Genomic DNA, 13,802 nt, shown 5'->3' on the forward strand with positions numbered 1-13,802 from the left:
GCTCAGAGGATGTCGTGCACGAACTCGCCGAGCTGGGCGAGGTTGCGGCACTCCACCATCGGCACGATCTCGCCGTAGGCACGGGCGGCACTGTCGCCCGTGCCCCAGTGCCGGGTGTGCTCGGGGTTGAGCCACCAGGCGTGCCGGGCCGAGCCGGCCAGGTCGCGCAGGGTGTCCAGGGCGAGGTCGCTGTGGTTGGAGCGGGCGTCTCCCAGGACCAGCAGCGACGACCGGGGCCCCAGCGCGTCGGCGTGCTCGTCGGCGAACGTCGTGAGGGCGCGGCCGTAGTTGGTGCGTCCCCACCGCGCGGCGTGGGCCGTGCTGGCCGCGAGGTTCTCCATCACCTCCACCACGTCCCCGCCGGGGGTGAAGTGGTGGCTGACCTCGTGGACCTGGTCGACGAAGGTGAAGGCGCGCACCTTGTGGAACTGCTCGCGCAACGCGTATACGAGCAGCAGCGTGAACTGGGCGAAGCTGGCCACCGAGCCGCTCACGTCGCACAGCACCACCAGCTCGGTGCGGTGCGGTCGCCTGGGGCGGTGGTGCGTCTCGAGGGGCACGCCGCCGGTGGCCAGGGACGCCCGGACCGTACGCCGGAAGTCGAGCGGCCCCCGCTGCCGGGCGTGCTGCTCCTTGGTCAGCCGTACGGCGAGCCGGCGGGCCAGCGGGTAGATCTCGCGTCGCATCTCCTCCAGGTCCGCGCGTCGTGCCGCGGTGAAGTCGAGGCGGTCGATGGTGGGACGCAGTACGACGTCGGCCACGTGCCGGGCGCCCTTCTCCTCGGCCAGCCGGCGCCGGGCGTCGGCCTCGACGAGCCGGGTGAACGTGCCGACCCGAGCGCCGGCGACCCGCTCGGCGTCGGCAGGGTCCGCGCCGGCGCCCAGCAGCCCCGCGACCAGCTGCTGCACCAGCTCCTGGGGCGTCACCCGCTGGAGCGCGGTGTAGGCCGACCAGCTCGACAGCCCCGGCCCCCGCCCGGGCATCGCCCCGAAGCGGGCCATCGCCTCCACCGCCAGGTCCTGCACCCGCTGGTCGTCGCCGGCCTCCAGCGCGGCCGCCAGCTCCTCGCGGAAGGCGCCCAGGGCCTCCGCGTTGTCGCGCAACCCGCCCACCGGCTCCTCCCCCGCGTCCGGGTCGGGCTCGCTCGCGACCCCCTCCCCCACCAGCCGGGGGTAGTAGAGGTCGAAGATCGCGTCGAACGTGGTCCGCTGCGACTGCTTCTTGACCGTCGTCGCGGCGTACGCCGTCCGCACCACCTCGCGCTCGTGCCAGCCGATCCGCTCGAGCGCGGCGATCGCGTCCAGTCCCTCGGCGAGCGAGACGGACAGGCCCGCCGCCCGCAGTGCCTCGACGAAGCCGAGGTGGGTGTCGAGCAGGGTCATCGCCGGGCCTCCGTCACCGTCGCGTCACCGGGCGGCGGCGAGCCGGAGCTCCTTGGTCGCCCGTTGGTGGTCGGAGGAGTGCTTGAGGACCACGCCGAGCGTGCGGCGTACGGACTCCTCGTCCAGGTCGCCGATCTCGAGCGCGATCAGGGTGCGCGCCCAGTCGACCGACTCGGCGATCGAGGGAGCCTTCTTGAGCTCGAGCTCACGCAGCCGGGCGACCACCTCGACGAGCTGGGTGGCCACCTTGTCGGAGAGGCCCGGCACCTGGGACGTCACGATCTCCCGCTCCCGCTCGGAGTCGGGGTAGTCCAGGTGCAGGAAGAGGCAGCGCCGCTTGACCGCCTCGGACAGCTCCCGGGTCGCGTTGGAGGTGAGGACGACGAACGGGCGGCGGGTCGCACTCACGGTGCCGAGCTCCGGGATGGTCACCTGGAAGTCCGAGAGCACCTCGAGCAGCAGCCCCTCGACCTCGACGTCGGTCTTGTCGACCTCGTCGACCAGGAGCACCGTGGGCTCCTCGCGGCGGATCGCCGTCAGCAGCGGGCGGGTCAGCAGGAACTCGTCGGTGAAGATGTCGTCGTGGGTCTCGTCCCAGGCCTGGTCCCCGGCTGCCTGGATGCGCAGCAGCTGCTTCTTGTAGTTCCACTCGTAGAGCGCGCGCGCCTCGTCGAGGCCCTCGTAGCACTGCAGCCGCACCAGCTCGGCACCGCAGGCGCGGGCCACCGCCTTGGCCAGCTCGGTCTTGCCGACACCCGCCGGACCCTCGACCAGCAGCGGCTTCTCCAGGGCTCCCGCGAGGTACGCCGTCGTGGCGGTCGCCTCGTCGGCGAGGTAGCCGGTGGCGTGCAGGCGGGCGGAGGCGTCGGCGGGGCTCGCGAACCAGGAGGACACGTCCGCGAGCCTACGGCCCGGAGCTCGCTGCGCTCACCTTGGTTGGCAGCCGCCTGCCCGGCCACGCCCCCTCAGCCCACGGCTCGCTGCGCTCACCTTGGCAGAGGGGGCGGGATTCGAACCCGCGGTAGGTCTCCCTACGACCGCTTTCAAGGCGGTTCCGATCGGCCGCTCCGGCACCCCTCCTCGTGCCGCCCGGAGGTGGCACGCAGAGCAGTCTAGGAGGCGGCCGGTCCGGGGCTACTCGGAGCCGCCGAACTCCATCTCCACGTCGTCGTACGCGAGGTCGCGGAGCTTCTGGAAGTGGCGGTCGATGTCGGCGAGCAGGCGCAGCAGCGCCTCGCGGACCTCGCTCACGTCGGGGCTCTCCAGGACCTGCGGGCCGAGCTCGCCCATCCGGGCGATGAGCGCGGTGCGCTCGCGCAGGGCTGCGGTGCCGCGGGCCGCCAGCCACGCGTCGTCGGGGTGCTCGGACTCGCGGATGAGCACCTCGCGGACGTCGGCCAGCCGCTGGCGGATCGTCCAGCGCCAGTTGCCCAGCGCGATGCCCGGCTCGGGCGGGGCGTCGAGGGCGCGGTGCAGCGCGGTCATCGCCGTCGCTGCGCTCGACATGGCACCCTTCCCGGCCGTCGGACCACTCGAGTGTGGACCCGCGGAGAGGCACCGTACAAGGGCCAACTGGCGATCCGGCGCCCGGATGGGGTGCAATCGTCCCGTGCCGTCCGACTATCGACTCGCCCCCGCCGTCACTGCCCGCGTCATGGGGGTCGTGCTCGTCCTCATCGCCGTGATGGTGTTCGCCGCGACCGCGGCCGTGGCGTTCCTCGACCTGCACACGGCCGTCCTCCTGGTGCCCGCGGTGCTGGCCATCGTCGTGCTCGTCGCCGCCACGGTGGTCATCGGTCGGCGGGGCTGGGTGGTGCGCCTCGGCGACGAGGGCTACCGGGTGCAGTGGGTCCGGGGCGTGGGCGTCGCCGCCGCCCGCTGGAAGGACGTCGAGGACGCGGTGACCACCACGCGGGCGGGCTCGCCGTGCGTCGTGCTGCGCCTGCGCAACGGGGGCACGACGACGATCCCGGTCGACGTGCTGGCCGGCGACCGCGAGGAGTTCGTGCGCGACCTGCAGCGGCACCTGACCGACGGCCAGGGCCTGCGACCGCTGTGACCCGGCGCTCGCGCGGACCTGATTCGGCAGAACCCGCCGGCTCCTTGTAGCCTGTGCGGGCTCGTCACGACGAGTGTGGAGGCGTCGCCTAGTCCGGTCTATGGCGCCCGCCTGCTAAGCGGGTTTGGGGCTACAACCCCATCGAGGGTTCAAATCCCTCCGCCTCCGCCACGTGATGTCCCAGGACATCGGCAAGGCCCGATCCCACCGACGTGGGGTCGGGGTCCTTGTCATGTCCGGGTCGGACCGTCCGTGACGTCGGGGCTCACCGCGGCGCCGGTGGCTCGCCGTCCGCGGGCCCGACCACCGGCCTGTCGCGCCGGGCCGGACGCCGGAGAAGTCCTGTGAGCCGCGGACCCGGGAGGTGGTTCTCCAGGTGGCTCCCGAGGCGGGCTCCTTCCTGCCGGATGGGCTGCGCGAGGTACTGGCCGAGGATGACCCCCGCGGCCAGGGCGATCGCTGTCGCGCCAGCGGCCGCCAGGTCCAGCACGCCGTCCTCGCCCTCCGCGAGCAGCGCCAGGCCGCGGTAGATGGACAGGCCCGGCAGCAGCGGGACGATCGCGGGGACGACGAGCACGAGCGGCGGCACGCGCACGCGGCTGGCGATGCCGTGACTGACGGTGCCGATGGCCACCGCCGCAGCCGTCGCCGCCCAGGTCTGGCCCAGGTCCAGCCCCTCCACGCCGAGGAAGAGGGCCTGACCGCCCGCGGCCACGACGGCTGCCGCGGCCGCTGCGCGCAACGGCGAGTAGCAGGCGAACCCGTACGCCGCGGCGGCCAGTCCGGCGCCGACGGTCATGGCCGACCCGCGGGCCAGCCCCGTGGCGCCCGGCTCGACCTGGCCCAGGTCGGCGCCCAGGAGGTCGGCGACCGTGAGCCCGGCTGCCACCCCGGCGATGACGCCCGTGGTCGCCAGCAGGGCATCGAGCAGCCTGGCGCTCGCCGTGAGCGGATACCCCGTCAATGCGTCGGCCATGGCGCCCATGAGGCCGATGCCGGCGAGCAGGATGATGATGCCCGCGGTCACGATCAGCGAGAGGTCGGCGTCCACCGGCGTCGCCGAGGCCCCCACGGCGACCAGCGTCGCCAACAGCCCGCCCGCGGTCTGCTGGTAGAAGACCGGGACACGGCTCCGGGTCAGCCTCCCGACCCGGTCGATGCCGCACGCCGCCACGAAGGCCAGCCCGCTCACCACCACCCCACCTCCCAGGGTCACCGCCAGCGACGCACCCACCGCGCCCCAGCTGGCTGTCACCAGCCACTGCGCCCTCCGGTGGTCCGCTGCGTCGATCTCCGCGATCCGCTCCCTCGCCGCGTCCCGGGAGGTCCGCCCGTCCAGGAGGTCCTGGACGAGACGATCCACCTCGATCAGCTCCGCGTAGTCCACCGGCCGGCGCCTGACCCGACGGACCAGGATCGACGCCGGCACGTCGATGGCCGACTGCTGCTGGAGCCGGAGCTCGGTGAAGGTGACGTCGGCGTCCACCCCGTCCAGCCCGCACGCGCCGGCGACCTCGAGCATGGTGGCTGCCACGTCGGAGGCACCGCCGCCGGACGCGAGCTGGAGGTCACCGACGCGCAACGCCAGGTCGAGGCTGCCGTAGACGTCCCCCGGGGCAGGCACTGTGACCGTCGGACGGGATCGATCAGGTCGCCGTGGCGGCGTACCGCTGCAGGAAGAGCGCCTCGGTGAGGGCCATCGCGGAGATCTCTCGCGGGTCGACGCTCTCGTTGGGCGCGTGGATGAGGGCCAACGGCTCCTCGACCCCCATCAGGATGATCTCGGCGTCGGGGTAGGTGTCGGTGAAGACGTTGCACAGGGGGATCGAGCCGCCCTGCCCGAGCCTGGCCATGGGCCGGCCGTAGGCCTCCTGCATCGACTCCGCCATCGCCGTGTACGCCGGTCCGTCGGTGGTCGCCAGGAAGGGGGACCCGGTGGCCTCCACCTCGATGGACACGTGCACCCCCCAGGGTGCGGCCCGGCGCAGGTGCTTCTCCAGGGCCTCCCGCGCCACCTCCGGTTCGAGGCCCGGGGGGATGCGCAGGTTGAGCCGTGCCGCCGCCCTGGGCACGATGGCGGCAGCCGAGCCGACCACGGGCGGGCAGTCGATGCCGAGCACGGTGACCGACGGTCGCGCCCACAGCATGTCCGACACGTCGCCGTCACCGAGCAGCTGGAGGCCGTCCAGCAGCCCGGCGTCTCCGCGGAACTGCTCGGGCGGATACTGCTCGCCGTCCCAGCGACGGGTGGTGTCCAGGCCGTCGACCGTGGTGTTGCCGGCGGTGTCCCGCAGGCTGGCCAGCATGGCGACGAGCGCGGCGAGGGCGTCCGGTGCAGCGCCGCCGAACATGCCGGAGTGCACCTCGGACGCCAGGGCCTCGACCGTGACCACCACGTTCACCATGCCGCGCAGGCTGACCGTCACGGCAGGGTGCCCCACCGCGGCGTTGCCCGTGTCGCACACGAGGATCGCGTCCGCCGCCAGCAGGTCGGGATGGTCGACCACGAAGGCCTCCAGGCCCCCGGTGCCCTGCTCCTCGGACCCCTCCACCACGAGCTTGAGGTGGACGGGCACGTCCTGCCCGAGGGAACGGAGGGCGAGGAGGTGCATGAGGATGTTGCCCTTGCAGTCCGCGGTCCCGCGGCCGTACCAGCGGCCGTCCTTGTCGGTCAGCTCGAAGGGCGGGGTCTCCCAGGCGGCGTCGTCGAGCGGCGGCTGCACGTCGTAGTGGGCGTACAGCAGCACCGTCGGGGCATCGGGCCGCGCGCAGGGACGGGACCCGACGACGGCGTCGCTGCCGTCCGGCGTCCTCTCGAGGCGGGCGTCGGCGAAGCCCAGCTCGGCGAAGCGGTCGAGCACCCACTGCCCGGCACGCTGGCACTCCTCGGCGGGGAACTGGCGCGGATCGGCGACCGACCTGATGGCGACGAGCTCGGCCAGCTCCTCACGCGCCCGAGGCATCAGCGCCTCGACCCGGGTCCGCAGGTCCATGGCTCAGCCACCCGCCACGTCGTCGGTCTCCAGGTCGTCGACGAAGTCCTGGAAGTCCTCCAGCTCGTCGGGGCAGTAGACCTGCATGATGAGCAGCTGGCCCTGCACGACGCGACTGTCTGCGATGACGGGCCGGGCCCCGGGACCGGTGGCCCCGTTCGCCAGCGTCGCGAGGAGCGTGGCGCGGCTGAGCGCGTCGTTCGGGTTGTCGCAGGTCGCTCCCCCGTCCTCGCCGAGGACGCGCACGATCTGGTCCGAGTCGGGCGTGCGTGCGCCCGCGGCCTGCAGCGCGGCGATCAGCTCATCGGCCTTCTCCTGTGCCCGCTTGGTCTCGCGGGCGGCGCTGAAGGCGAAGACCGCCCAGAGCGTCACGATCGCCAGGATCGCGCAGGCCGTGTAGTAGATCCAGGTGCGCTCACGTTGCGGCTGGCTCTCGGTGTGCGTGCTCATGACCCTGCCACCTCCTGCGGCTCCGGCTGCTTCCAGGACGGCTTGCGGAAGTGGTAGAAGAGGAAGGGCACGAGCAGGCCGAGACCGAGGGCCCCGCCGCCGACGACGAGGAAGTAGACGGCCGAGTTGCCCGACGCGAACTGCGAGGGCGGGATGAAGCCCACCAGGAGCGCCGCGAGCGAGGCCGCGAAGCCGGTGCCGCACATCCCGACGAGCATGGGGGCCCGGTAGCCCCGGGGGTGGTCGGGGTGCTTGCGACGGAGCTGGATCGCGGCCACGAACATCAAGAGGTACATGATCAGGTAGACCTGCGTCGTGATCACGGAGAAGATCCAGTAGGCACTGGAGACGTCCGGGATCAGCGCGTAGGCGAGGCCGATGACGGTGGTGATCAGGCCCTGGACGACCAGGATGTTCTGCTGCACGCCGTTCTTGTTGAGGCGCTGGAGGAACGGAGGGAGGTAGCCCTCCTGCCGCGAGATGAGCAGCAACCCCTTGGAGGGTCCGGCCAGCCAGGTGAGCATGCCGCCGAGGGACGCGGTGACCAGCATGATCCCGACGATCGGGGTGAGCCACTGCCAGCCGAAGTTGGCGAAGACGGCGTCGAAGGCCTGCATCACGCCGGCGGTGAGCGAGAGCTCCTCGGCGGGCACGATCCAGCTGATCGCCAGGGCGGGCAGGATGAAGATCGCCAGGACCAGTCCCATCGCCAGGAACATCGACCTCGGGAACTCCTTGCCGGGGTTGCGCAACGAGGACACGTGCACGGCGTTCATCTCCATGCCGGAGTAGGACAGGAAGTTGTTGACGATGAGCACCAGGCTGGACAGTCCCGCCCAGGCCGGCAGCAGGTTGTCCGACGTCATCGGCGCCGCGGACTCGTTGCCCTGGCCGAGGAAGACCACCCCGAGCAGCACCAGGACGACACCGGGGATCAACGTCCCGATGATCAGTCCGCCACTGGCGAGGCCGGCCACTCCCTTGGTGCCGCGCGAGGACACCCACACCCCGGACCAGTACACGACGATGATCACGGCCGCGGTCCACACGCCACTGCTGGCGAGCTCCGGGTTGAACACGTAGGCCAGCGTGCTCGCGACGAACCCCAGCAGGCTCGGGTAGTAGAAGATCGTCATCGCGAACTGGCACCACACCGCCAGGAAGCCCATCGGCTTGGAGATGCCCTCGGAGACCCAGTTGTAGATGCCCCCCTCCCAGCCCGAGGCGAGCTCCGCGGACACCAGCGAGGTGGGCAGCAGGAACACCACCGCCGGCAGGAGGTACAGGAAGACGCAGGCCAGGCCGTAGACGGCCATCGTCGGTGCCGCCCGGAGGCTGGCGACCGAGCTGGTGGTCATCATCGCCAGGGCGACCCAGGAGATCCACGCCGTGGGCGGGACCTTGGCGCGCGCCACCGCGCCGTCGATCGCGTCCGCCGCGCTCATCCGCGCCGCGCCCGGCTCGTGTGCGGTGTTGCAGACCTGTCCATGCTCATCACCCCTGGGCACCACGACGAGAACTGGTGCACTCACGCTAGGGAGAGGACGTCGGCTGCAGGATCACCCCGTACGGGTGAGAGCCGGGCTCGAGCCCCCGGTCTCGCTGCGCGCCCGCGGGGTCCCGCTGCGCGGGTGCCGCGCCCACATCTAGACGACGACGTGCAGGCGGTGGTCGGTGTTGTTCAGCCGCCGTCCGCCCTCGTCGGTCACGGTCACGATGTCCTCGATGCGCACACCGAACCGCCCGGTCAGGTAGATCCCCGGCTCGATGGAGAAGCACATCCCGGTGCGCAGGGGCTGCTCCTCGCCCTCGACCATGTACGGCGGCTCGTGGGTCGTGACCCCGATGCCGTGGCCGGTGCGGTGGATGAACTGTTCGCCGTAGCCCGCCTCGGTGATCACGCCCCGCGCGACCCGGTCGATCTCCTGGCAGGGCACGCCCGGACGCACCGCCGCGAAGGCCGCCTGCTGGGCTGCCCGCACGACGTCGTGGACCTCCTGGACCTCCGGTGACGGCTCACCGACCGTGACGGTCCTGGTGGTGTCGGAGCCGTAGCCGTACATCAGCCCGCCGAAGTCCAGCACGACCGCGTCGCCGTGCTGGATCCGGCGGTCGCCGGCCTCGTGGTGCGGATTCGCGCCGTTGGGGCCGGAACCGACCACGGTGAAGTCGACCTGCTCGTGACCGTGCTCGCGCAGCAGGCGGGCCAGGTCGGCCGCCACCTCCGTCTCGAGGCGACCCTCGAAGGGCACCTCCACGATCTCGCGGTACGTCGCGTCGGCGGCCGCGCCCGCCGCGTCGAGGCGTTCGAGCTCGTCGGCACCCTTGACCGCCCGGAGCATGGGCAGGCACCGGCCGAGGCCGTCGAAGGATGCCGCCGGCAGCACGTGCTGGAGCCCCAGCAGGTGTGCGGCCCATGCGGCGTCGGAGATCCCGTAGCGACCGCCGTCCTCGAGGAACCCGGACGCGGTCCGGTAGGGATCGGAGCCGTCGGTCCAGTCACGCAGCGCGACGGCCGGGGCGCCGGGCGCCGCCTCGGCGTCCGGACGCTCGAGGATCGGGACCACCATGGTCGGGCGCGCGCCGGGGACGAGGGACAGCAGCGTCAGCCGCTCGGTGATCGCCGTGGGCTGGTAGCCGGTCAACCACACCAGGTCGGGCCCCGGCGCCACGACGACGCCGTCGAGGCCGGCCTCGACGGCCTGCTCGACCACGCGCGCCATGCGCGCCGCATAGTCCTCGGTGGTGAACCCACGCGGTGGGGCCGGCGTCGTCACTGGCCGACGGCGTCCTTCGCGTCGCGCTCGATGGCCTCGTTGTCGGCCTCGAGGTGCTTCTTCTCCAGCTTGTCCGAGTGGCGCATCGACTCCTCGATCCGCGCCTCCATGTCCATCACACCGACGACGACCAGACCCGCCTCACCCTTGTCCAGGGACTCACCGAGCTCCTTGAGGTCGTCGCGGCTCATGCCGGCGGACGCGTGTCCGGCCACGGCCCCCAGGATCGCCCCACCGCCGGCAGTCGCCGCCAGGAGGCCACCGCCGATGGCGGCGAACGGGAAGAGCGCGACCACGAGGCCCGTGGCCAGGCCCGCCCCGCCGCCGAGCACGCCACCGACCCGGGTCGGCGTCTCGTGCTTCTTGGTGATCTTGACCTTGCCGTCGTCCCGGCGGTGGATCACCGCGGCGTCGTACGCGTCCATCAGCCCTGCCTCACTGTGGAGCTCCTTGACCGCGTCGTAGTCGGTCTCGGCGGACGCGAGGTCCGGGTAGACCCCCGCGATCACGATGAGCGTGTCCATGGCCATCAGGAACCTCCCGGTCGACGGGGACGCCACACCACCGCCCGGGGATCGGGCAGCGGCGGGTCCCGGGGTCCAACGTCGCACCGCCGGGCGGCGCGTTGCCTCATCCACGACGGGTGATCTCGCCCGGGCGGCGCCGGCCGGATGCGGCGGGGGGCCGGGTGTGGCACGGTGGAGGGTCATCTGCACATGTGTGCAATGCACTTACTTGCAGATCAGACCATGGTGACGCTCGGGCACCCATCGACGACAATGGGTACTCGTGGTCCCCCCGGACCCAGAGACAAGAGGGTGAATGAGCATGACTGCACGACGCATCGCTGCCGCACTTCTGACCGCCGCTCTGGCCATCGGCGCCGTCGGCGCCACCAGCGCCTCGGCCAACGCCGACACCACTTGGCCGTCCGTGTCGCGCACTCTTCGCTGACGCCAGACCTATCCCTCCCCCCCGAAGCGGGCCGCGACTCTAGTCGCGGTCCGCTTCGACGTGTGGGGGCTCCGTGCCGTGGGGCTCCGCGTCGTTGCCCGTGATGCCCAGCCGGCCCATCTCGTAGCCCAGCTGGAACCGGGTGTCGACCTGGAACTCGTGCTTGAGGTCCGAGACGTACGCCGCGTACGTGCGTGGGCTCACCCCCAGGCGCTTGGCGCCGACGGGATCGGCGTGTCCGCCCACGAGCATCCGGATCGTCATCGCCCGCTGCTCGGCCGCGATGTCGCGCATCAGCGGGGTGTCGCGGTTGGTGAAGGGCCGCCCGCGCTCCCAGGACCGTTCGAAGATGTCCGCGAGGTAGTGGACGAGCGACGGTTCCCGCACCGCCAGCGCCGTGCGCTCCTCGGCGCCCGGCACGATGGCCAGGCGCCGGTCGACGACGATCAGCCGGTCGAAGAACTCGTCGAGGGTCCGCACCTGGGCGCCCTCGGCGGTCACCGCCGCGACGTACTTGTGCGTGGCCGAGCTGCGCCGCGCGGCGTGCTGGTAGAGCGTGCGCATCGTGACGCCGCGGCGCAGGGCGCCGACCTCGCGCTCGATCGCCTGGGGCAGCTGGTCCATGGCCCGGCCCGTCTGGGGCTGCGCCGTGAGCAGCTCGCGGGTGGCGTCGGCGACCGCGGAGGTGATGTACGGCGCGATGGCCTCGCCGCGCAGCTCGATGAACGGGCCCTTCACCGACCCGGGTGACTGCCGCCATGTCTGCGAGAGGTTGCTGAACGCCTGCGCCCACTGCGCCGACTCGGAGATGAGCTGGGCGCCCTGCTGGCCCAGCGGGGCGACCACGCGCGACTGCACGGTCGCGGGGTCGACGGCGACCCACGTGGCGTCGAGCTCGTCGACGGTGACCAGTCCGAGCTCCTGGAGGAGGTCGAAGGCCGCGCGGTCCGGGCCGCCCTCGGCGACGCGGGGGTCCGACTTGGGGATGCCGCCCTGGGTGGCGATCTCCTCGTAGAGCGCGGTGGCCTCCGACTCGAAGAGCGAGCGCTCTCCCGGGCCGAAACTCGTCATCCCACCGCCTCCTTGCGATCCCGGGCGATCCTTCCACACCCCACAGACGCAGCAGGCCCGTGCGGAGAAACTCCGCACGGGCCCGCCGTAGTGCTGTCGGCCCTCAGGCGCCGAGGCGCTCCTTGAGGCCGTCGAGCTCGGTCCACAGGACGGCCGGCAGGTCGTCGCCGAACTTCTCGAACCACTCCTGGATCTGCGGGATCTCGGCCTTCCACTCCTCGACGTCGACCGCCAGGGCGGCCTCGACGGCCTCCGGGGTCATGTCGAGGCCGTCGAGGTCGAGCGAGCCCGGCGCCGGCACGTGGCCGATCGGGGTCTCCACCGCGGCCGCCTGACCCTCGAGGCGCTCGATGACCCACTTGAGCACCCGCGAGTTCTCGCCGAAGCCGGGCCACAGGAAGCCGCCGTCCTCGTCGCGACGGAACCAGTTGACGTAGAAGATGCGGGGCATCTTGGACGCGTCGTTGTCCTTGCCCATGTTGATCCAGTGGCTGAAGTAGTCGCCGGCGTTGTAGCCGATGAACGGCAGCATCGCCATCGGGTCGCGACGCACGACGCCGACCGCACCCACGGCCGCGGCGGTGGTCTCCGACGACAGGGTGGCCCCCATGAACGTGCCGTGGGTCCAGTCGCGGGCCTCGGTCACCAGCGGGATGGTGGTCTTACGGCGACCACCGAAGAGGATCGCGTCGATCGGCACGCCGCGCGGGTCGTCGTACTCCGGCGCGAGCATGTCGCACTGCTTGATCGGCGTGCAGTAGCGGCTGTTGGCGTGGCTGGAGAGCTCGTCGGACTCGGGGGTCCAGGGCTCGCCCTTCCAGGAGGTGGCCCGGGCCGGGGTGTTCTCCAGGCCCTCCCACCAGACGTCGCCGTCCTCGGTGAGCGCGACGTTGGTGAACACCGAGTTGCCCTTGTTGATGGTGGCCATCGCGTTGGGGTTGGTGTGCTCGTTGGTGCCGGGCGCGACGCCGAAGAAGCCGAACTCCGGGTTGACCGCCCACAGGCGGCCGTCCTCGCCGATGCGCATCCAGGCGATGTCGTCGCCGATCGCCTCGACCTTCCAGCCGGGGATCGTGGGCTTGAGCATGGCCAGGTTGGTCTTGCCGCACGCCGACGGGAACGCGGCAGCGACGTACCTGGTGACGCCCTGGGGCGAGGTGAGCTTGAGGATGAGCATGTGCTCGGCCATCCAGCCCTCGTCACGCGCGATGACGCTGGCGATGCGCAGGGCGTAGCACTTCTTGCCCAGCAGCGCGTTGCCGCCGTACCCGGAGCCGAAGCTCCAGATCATCCGCTCCTCGGGGAACTGGACGATGTACTTGGTGTCGTTGCAGGGCCACGCGACGTCGGCCTGGCCCTCGGCCAGCGGCATGCCGACCGAGTGCAGCGCGGGCACCCACTTGACGTCCGCGCCGATCTCCTCGATCTTGCGCAGCACCTCGGTGCCCATGCGGGCCATGACGCGCATGGAGACGGTGACGTACGCCGAGTCGGTGATCTCGACGCCGAACATCGGCGCCTCGGCCTCGAGGTGTCCCATGACGAACGGGATGACGTACATGGTGCGGCCCTTCATGCAGCCGGCGTACAGCCCGCGCATGAGGTCCTTCATCTCGCGGGGGTCCATCCAGTTGTTGGTGGGCCCGCAGTCCTTCTCGTCCACCGAGCAGATGTAGGTGCGGTCCTCGACGCGCGCCACGTCGGTGGGGTCGGAGGCCGCGTGGAACGAGTTCGGCTTGATCTCGGAGTTGAGGCGGGTGAACGTGCCGGTGGCCTCGAGGGCCGCGGTCAGCTCGGTCCACTCCTCGTCGGAGCCGGTGCACCAGTGGATGGCGTCGGGCTGGGTCAGCTCGGCGATCTCGGAGACCCAGTCGAGGATGCCCTGGTGGGTGGTGGGCACCCCGCTGGTGGCGGAGGTGGGGGCGTCGGTGGTGGCGGTCATGCGGTGGATCCCTCTCGCGCATTCGCGGCGTACGCCCCCGTGGTGGTGGGCGTCGCCGGCCGTCGAGCGTGTCGACGGAGGTGTCGGTGGTAAGCCCGGCTCCATTGCCCGGCCCCGTGCGGGTGCGGCGAGGCTAACGTCGGGCTCGGCGCCCCTCATATTGGATCGATCCAC

13 protein-coding genes and 2 tRNA genes are annotated in these 13,802 nt (G+C 71.8%); 3 read left to right on the top strand and 12 right to left on the bottom strand.

The genetic code is table 11. The features are described from left to right. Window positions 1–2: 2 nt before the first annotated feature. The 4 genes from ASG94_RS08460 to ASG94_RS08475 form a co-directional block, all read right to left on the bottom strand. On the bottom strand, window positions 3–1,382 hold the full coding sequence (locus ASG94_RS08460) for a vWA domain-containing protein (protein WP_056925829.1): 1,380 nt from the start codon (window positions 1,380–1,382) through the stop codon (window positions 3–5). A gap of 24 nt (window positions 1,383–1,406) precedes the next feature. Further along, window positions 1,407–2,276 (bottom strand): AAA family ATPase, encoded by an 870-nt coding sequence (locus ASG94_RS08465; protein WP_056925830.1) that lies wholly within the window; start codon window positions 2,274–2,276, stop codon window positions 1,407–1,409. 98 nt (window positions 2,277–2,374) lie between these two features. Continuing rightward, a tRNA-Ser gene (locus ASG94_RS08470) sits at window positions 2,375–2,462 on the bottom strand. 54 nt (window positions 2,463–2,516) lie between these two features. Continuing rightward, window positions 2,517–2,888, bottom strand: a complete 372-nt coding sequence (locus ASG94_RS08475; protein ID WP_056925831.1) for a hypothetical protein — start codon at window positions 2,886–2,888, stop codon at window positions 2,517–2,519. Between the two features lie 103 nt (window positions 2,889–2,991). On the opposite strand from ASG94_RS08475, the gene ASG94_RS08480 reads away from it, so the two are divergent. Next, on the top strand, window positions 2,992–3,441 hold the full coding sequence (locus tag ASG94_RS08480) for a hypothetical protein (protein WP_235537177.1): 450 nt from the start codon (window positions 2,992–2,994) through the stop codon (window positions 3,439–3,441). Between the two features lie 77 nt (window positions 3,442–3,518). Next, a tRNA-Ser gene (locus ASG94_RS08485) sits at window positions 3,519–3,612 on the top strand. A gap of 94 nt (window positions 3,613–3,706) precedes the next feature. On the opposite strand, the gene ASG94_RS08490 is transcribed toward ASG94_RS08485, so the two are convergent. The 6 genes from ASG94_RS08490 to ASG94_RS08515 form a co-directional block, all read right to left on the bottom strand. Then, a complete protein-coding gene (locus tag ASG94_RS08490) occupies window positions 3,707–5,065 on the bottom strand; it encodes a threonine/serine ThrE exporter family protein (RefSeq protein WP_056925833.1) in 1,359 nt (452 codons plus the stop codon). A gap of 22 nt (window positions 5,066–5,087) precedes the next feature. Beyond that, a complete protein-coding gene (locus tag ASG94_RS08495; RefSeq protein WP_056925834.1) occupies window positions 5,088–6,434 on the bottom strand; it encodes a dipeptidase in 1,347 nt (448 codons plus the stop codon). A gap of 3 nt (window positions 6,435–6,437) precedes the next feature. Beyond that, entirely contained in the window at window positions 6,438–6,884 is a 447-nt protein-coding gene (locus tag ASG94_RS08500; protein ID WP_056925835.1) for a pilus assembly FimT family protein, read from the bottom strand. Next, complete coding sequence (locus ASG94_RS08505) at window positions 6,881–8,329, bottom strand: APC family permease (RefSeq protein ID WP_056925836.1); 1,449 nt, start codon at window positions 8,327–8,329, stop codon at window positions 6,881–6,883. The genes ASG94_RS08500 and ASG94_RS08505 overlap by 4 nt, the downstream gene beginning before the upstream one ends. 201 nt (window positions 8,330–8,530) lie before the next feature. Continuing rightward, window positions 8,531–9,607, bottom strand: a complete 1,077-nt coding sequence (locus tag ASG94_RS08510; protein WP_082624099.1) for an aminopeptidase P family protein — start codon at window positions 9,605–9,607, stop codon at window positions 8,531–8,533. A 50-nt stretch (window positions 9,608–9,657) separates the two neighbouring features. Next, on the bottom strand, window positions 9,658–10,185 hold the full coding sequence (locus ASG94_RS08515; RefSeq protein WP_200958035.1) for a DUF1269 domain-containing protein: 528 nt from the start codon (window positions 10,183–10,185) through the stop codon (window positions 9,658–9,660). 304 nt (window positions 10,186–10,489) lie between these two features. Here ASG94_RS08515 and ASG94_RS22535 point away from each other — a divergent pair, with 304 nt between their 5' ends. Beyond that, window positions 10,490–10,615 carry a hypothetical protein gene (locus ASG94_RS22535; RefSeq protein WP_268788574.1) on the top strand — a complete coding sequence of 42 codons (126 nt, stop codon included), beginning with the start codon at window positions 10,490–10,492 and terminating at the stop codon, window positions 10,613–10,615. Between the two features lie 39 nt (window positions 10,616–10,654). On the opposite strand, the gene ASG94_RS08520 is transcribed toward ASG94_RS22535, so the two are convergent. Both ASG94_RS08520 and ASG94_RS08525 read right to left on the bottom strand, forming a co-directional pair. Next, entirely contained in the window at window positions 10,655–11,686 is a 1,032-nt protein-coding gene (locus ASG94_RS08520; protein WP_056925839.1) for a TrmB family transcriptional regulator, read from the bottom strand. Window positions 11,687–11,789: 103 nt separating this feature from the next. Continuing rightward, entirely contained in the window at window positions 11,790–13,628 is a 1,839-nt protein-coding gene (locus ASG94_RS08525; RefSeq protein ID WP_056925840.1) for a phosphoenolpyruvate carboxykinase (GTP), read from the bottom strand. Window positions 13,629–13,802: the final 174 nt, after the last annotated feature.

The organism is Nocardioides sp. Soil805, assembly GCF_001429625.1.
In the GTDB taxonomy this organism is placed as follows: Bacteria; Actinomycetota; Actinomycetes; order Propionibacteriales; family Nocardioidaceae; genus Nocardioides.